This window comes from Candidatus Planktophila sp. (assembly GCF_040402315.1).
Lineage (GTDB): Bacteria > Actinomycetota > Actinomycetes > Nanopelagicales > Nanopelagicaceae > Planktophila.
Window position 1 is genome coordinate 1 of the sequence record NZ_JBBAMU010000043.1, and the last position, 4,679, is coordinate 4,679.

Sequence of the window (4,679 nt, forward strand, 5' to 3'; positions counted from 1 at the left end):
TCTCGAACACGCGTAGATGAAAGTCTCGAGGGTTCAAATCCCTCATCCTCCGCTCCTTTTCATCTGAACGCTACGAACTACGCGGTTTTCTAATCTTTCGCAGTAGCTCTTCCCGAATTCCGATCCAGCCACACAGAATGCATTTGATCTCAGCCCCATTGATATCGCCCGCCGCCGAAATGGCTGTGTAAATCTCAGAGTTCTCCGCCGCCAATTTTTCACCGCGCACAATTATCTTTACGCCTCCCCCTTGTTTGCAATCGGGGCAGCGCATCAACCGACTGATGTGAATCGGACGCTTTAACACCTGTTTATTTGTCCTCGACAGCACCTCGTAATTTGCCTCTGCCAAGTCTCGAAGAATGTAATCAATAACGCGCGCCAGTCCAAAGGTGGTAATTTTCTCCCACTTCACAATTCGCTTGCGACGAGAAGGAAAGAAGTATCGAGCACCTTTTTTATCCAGGCTTAAGAGCAGCTTGTCGTGAAAGTAGATCTCAAAGATTGTCTCGCTCTGGCTCTCTCGCGTACTAAGAGAAGCGTTCGGAAATCTACCCAGGATAGTTCTGGCGGCAGATTCCTGAGTAGATGTTTTGCTTTCTACAAGCGGCTCTTCATCATTCATCACCTTTTATTTCACGCCACCCGAAACTACGGTCGACATCAGATGAGAAAGAGATGTGATTGAAATAGCTTGGGCACTAACTCCCTCAAACCAATGACCATCTGAGCGGCCAATAAAACCTGACGCACCCGCTGAATCAAACTGAGCCTGCAATTGTTTGAATACTTCTTTTTCCCATTGATAGCTCTTTCTTTTATCACTTGCGTGCCACATGGAATGAAGAGCCCAACCCGCCTCAATCAATTCCTGTAATCGATTTTTGTCTTTCCCAACAGTACCTATCCCAATTTTATGTTGACCAAGTTGCACATTGGTGAGTAGATAAAGATATGAAGGTTCATCTGCAGCGTAGGCATACTTTCCGCATTCATGACAGCTATTACCGCAGGCCACTGTAGGAATGTATTCGGTCAGGATTGCTCCACATTTTGTGCAGTCTTGGTGTGTAGCTTCCATAAAAGTTTGCGGTGTTAAACCTAAGCTGATCTTCGCTTAGTGACGTAATCACTAATTACATAATCACCCAAGCTATCGGGATCAGTTGCAAGAACCTTGCCCCCATTGCGCCGAGCCATGTTGTCTAAAAATCTAGCTAATTGGGGATCATCACCTAAACGAAACCAGGTTATTGCCACTTTGCGGCGCGTCATCTCATCGATAGCTTGCACCGTCAATTCGATCGTTTCTTGTTCAGGTGGCCAGTTAAACCACCAATCGCCTTGACCAATTAGGTGAGCAGTTGGTTCGCCATCTGTTACCACCATAACAATTCGCTGTGAGCCGGTGTGCTTATCTAAAAATTTGCCAGCAAGCATTAACGCATGTTGAAGATTTGTACCTGGTGTCTGGCTCGCTTCAAGATCTGGAATATCCATAGGGTTTACGACACGGGCAAGGTTTGCAAAACTAATAACCTGTAACGCATCCAGCGGATACTTTGTCGAAGATAAAGAGTGCAGGGCAAGTGCCATGGTTTTAGCAGCGCCCCACGTGTCATTCATTAACATCGAATAAGACTGATCGACTAGTAATACAACAGCGGCCTTTGTTAGGTTCTCAGTCTCTGCTACATCAAAATCATCTGGGTGTAAAAAGGTCTTATCACCTGTTGCAACTCGCCTGCGCGTTGCATTTTGTGTAGTTCGAACAACATCAATTGCACCATCATCACCAAAACTCCACTGTCGATGGGTTCCTGTTGCCTCCCCAGATTTTCCAGCACGATGCATTTGGTGATCGCCGCGCGCAGTACTGTCTAAATGTTTAAAGACTTCAGTTAACGCCGACTGACCGATGCGCCGGACAGCTTTTGCAGACAAGCGCATCGATTCCTCACTTTTTACGAGAAATCCCTGATCTTGTAAATCTTTTTGCAACTGTTGCATCGCCTCAAGTTCATCACGTAGCGAGCGCCCCATCGCACGTTCTAGTAGATCTAGATCTATCTGCGTTGGATCACCCATCTCATCGGCATCACCAATTTGATTTACCAAAGTTTCTAAATCCCCCATCTCAGCTAGCGCTTGCGTCGCCTGAGGCAGGCCTGATGATGAATCACCATTAAGTGGTGTTCCGCGGCGGCGCGAAAATTCGGGCCGAAGCGCTTTGAGATTGTCTTGAAGTTCGGCCATTTGATCCTGCACACCCATGTCGGCCAGGGCCTGCTGCATTGCCTCGGACAGTTCTGCGCGTTGCTCTGGGCTCATGGATGCCAGCATTCGATCCATGGCAGCGGATTGGCGAGCTAGCTCGTCAATAAATTGATCGAGCGTCTCTGGTGCATCTGGAAAAAAATCTTTATGTTTTTTAATGAACTCTTCGTACTGATCTTGGGTCGAAGTACCCTCCCGGTGATCACTAAGAAGTTGATTCAGATCCTCCATCATGGCAGCCATAGCAGCCTTATTTTCAGGTGTTGCCATCTCCTTCATCGATTGACTCATACCTGCAAACTGTTGATCAATCACATCTCGGCGCAAACGATCTTTCATCTCTTCATATAGTTGCTGGGCTAAGGGCGAGCGCCACTGATAATTATCAAGCTCTTTCATTGCATTGGGTACATCTTCTGGCAACGCATCAAGTACAGCTTCGGCAAAGCGAGCATCATCACTGGGATCTGGAAACAGTGCGCTACGTTCGGCATCAATTGCCTCTGCCAGAATTTCTTTCAAATCATCTAGCAAGCCATTCATGGCAGCAGATTCACGAACCTTGTTATAGCGATCGCGAATTTGGCGATACATCTGTTCTAAACCTTGCCGGCCTTTACTTCCAGATCGCATGAGATCTCTGAGCGCATCTTGCACCGACTGACCTTGAAGGATTCGCTCACCCATTTCATCAACGCCAGCTCCAGCATCTACTAAAGGTGCAAGTGGATCTGGGCCACCGGTAAAGGGGCCGTAGATATATGGATTACGTGGCTTCATTAACTCTGTGCACCGGTCTCTTTGCCACCATAGGTGCGGGTTCCATTGTGATCGTTTTTATCAATGCGCCTTGTAAGCCACAAGCCTTCAGTTGCAAACTCGATACATGAGGCAACAAGTCCAACAGACTCTGCCATACCTGACTCGGTTGCACTCACTAATGATCCAAGGCCGTCCATTGGACCAATGGCATCTAAAATCTCTTGGCTGCTCATTAAATCTGAAGTGGCAAAAGTATTTCCAGAATCAAACCAATCAACCAGGTTTGTCAGAAATGCCCGCGTCCCTTGTCCACCCAATAACAAGCGCCATGTGGCTGCAGTTGCTTGTCGGGCTAGTAAAATTAGGGTCTCGATCTCGGCTCCCTCTTGAGCTAGTTCGAATTCAACTTTTCCACGAAGTGATGCGACAACGTCGACTAAATCACCAATTCGCACAACAGGCTCTGCTTCGCCATTAATCGCCGCTCGGCGAAGAGCCGCTCCAGAGAGCTCTTCAACACATGCGATAGAAAAACGCGCCGAGACGCCACTGCGTTGATCAACGCTCTCTGACTCACGGACAGCACTAGTAAAGCGAGCAACGGTTTCAAGAATGTGGTGTGGAACAACGGCTTGAATAGCAGCCTCTTGCCGCAACAGTTCGATCTCAACTTCCAGATCTAATGGATAGTGAGTTCGGATTTCAGCGCCAAATCGATCTTTTAGTGGCGTAATGATGCGACCACGGTTTGTGTAATCTTCCGGATTTGCACTAGCAACAACTAACAAATCAAGTGGCAAGCGCAAGCTATATCCGCGCACTTGCACATCTCGCTCCTCTAAAACATTGAGCAGTGCGACTTGAATTCTTTCTACAAGATCAGGCAGTTCGTTGATTGCAAAAATGCCACGATTGGTTCGTGGGATTAACCCGTAGTGAATGGTTTCAGGATCCCCAAGGGATCGACCTTCGGCTACTTTGATGGGATCGACATCTCCAATCAGATCACCAACCGATGTATCTGGGGTGGCCAGTTTCTCACCATAGCGCTGAGTGCGATGGCGCCAATCGATTGGCAGGTTATCTCCGAGATCAGCAGCTAGTGCGATACAGCGAACACAAATCGGGGCTGTTGGCTCATCGTTAATTTCACAACCCGCAACGTGTGGACTCCACTCATCTAATAAATTTACGAGGCTACGAATTAAACGTGTTTTTCCTTGACCGCGCTCTCCTAATAGAACAAAATCATGGCCAGCAAGCAGCGCCCTTTCAACTGCTGGTCCGACCGTTTCTTCAAATCCGACAATCCCGGGCAACGTCACCTTTGCCGCGCGCAACTTACTGAGCAAGTTCTCTTGAAGTTCGGCCTTGACGGTGTGTGCGCGATAACCGCTGGCAATGAGTGCGCCTAACTGTGTTGGAAGTTCGGCCGGGATCTTAGGAGTCTGTTTCATAGTAATTGCACGGTAGATGAGCCAGCAGGTTCCTGCAACCGCAATAATAAAGAAGAAATAGTGAAGTAAATAAGAGCGATATGTTGCGACGACCCCATAAGCATGGTGAACTTTATGCCTTGGCCCACTTCGGGTCTTTATAGAAAGTCGGTTAATCGTGGCACGTGAACTTGCAGGCAAAAA

The 4,679-nt window shown here is 47.8% G+C and carries 4 protein-coding genes; all 4 read right to left on the minus strand.

Annotated features, from left to right (window positions below; translation table 11 throughout):
• Positions 1-70: 70 nt before the first annotated feature.
• Positions 71-625 carry a hypothetical protein gene (locus AC9UEP_RS05630; RefSeq protein ID WP_509544936.1) on the minus strand — a complete coding sequence of 185 codons (555 nt, stop codon included), beginning with the start codon at positions 623-625 and terminating at the stop codon, positions 71-73.
• A gap of 6 nt (positions 626-631) precedes the next feature.
• A complete protein-coding gene (locus AC9UEP_RS05635; protein WP_509544939.1) occupies positions 632-1,018 on the minus strand; it encodes a hypothetical protein in 387 nt (128 codons plus the stop codon).
• A gap of 83 nt (positions 1,019-1,101) precedes the next feature.
• Positions 1,102-3,057, minus strand: a complete 1,956-nt coding sequence (locus AC9UEP_RS05640) for a VWA domain-containing protein (protein WP_509544941.1) — start codon at positions 3,055-3,057, stop codon at positions 1,102-1,104.
• A complete protein-coding gene (locus AC9UEP_RS05645) occupies positions 3,057-4,496 on the minus strand; it encodes a sigma 54-interacting transcriptional regulator (RefSeq protein WP_509544944.1) in 1,440 nt (479 codons plus the stop codon). Before AC9UEP_RS05645 ends, AC9UEP_RS05640 begins: the two co-directional genes overlap by 1 nt.
• Positions 4,497-4,679 lie beyond the last annotated feature (183 nt).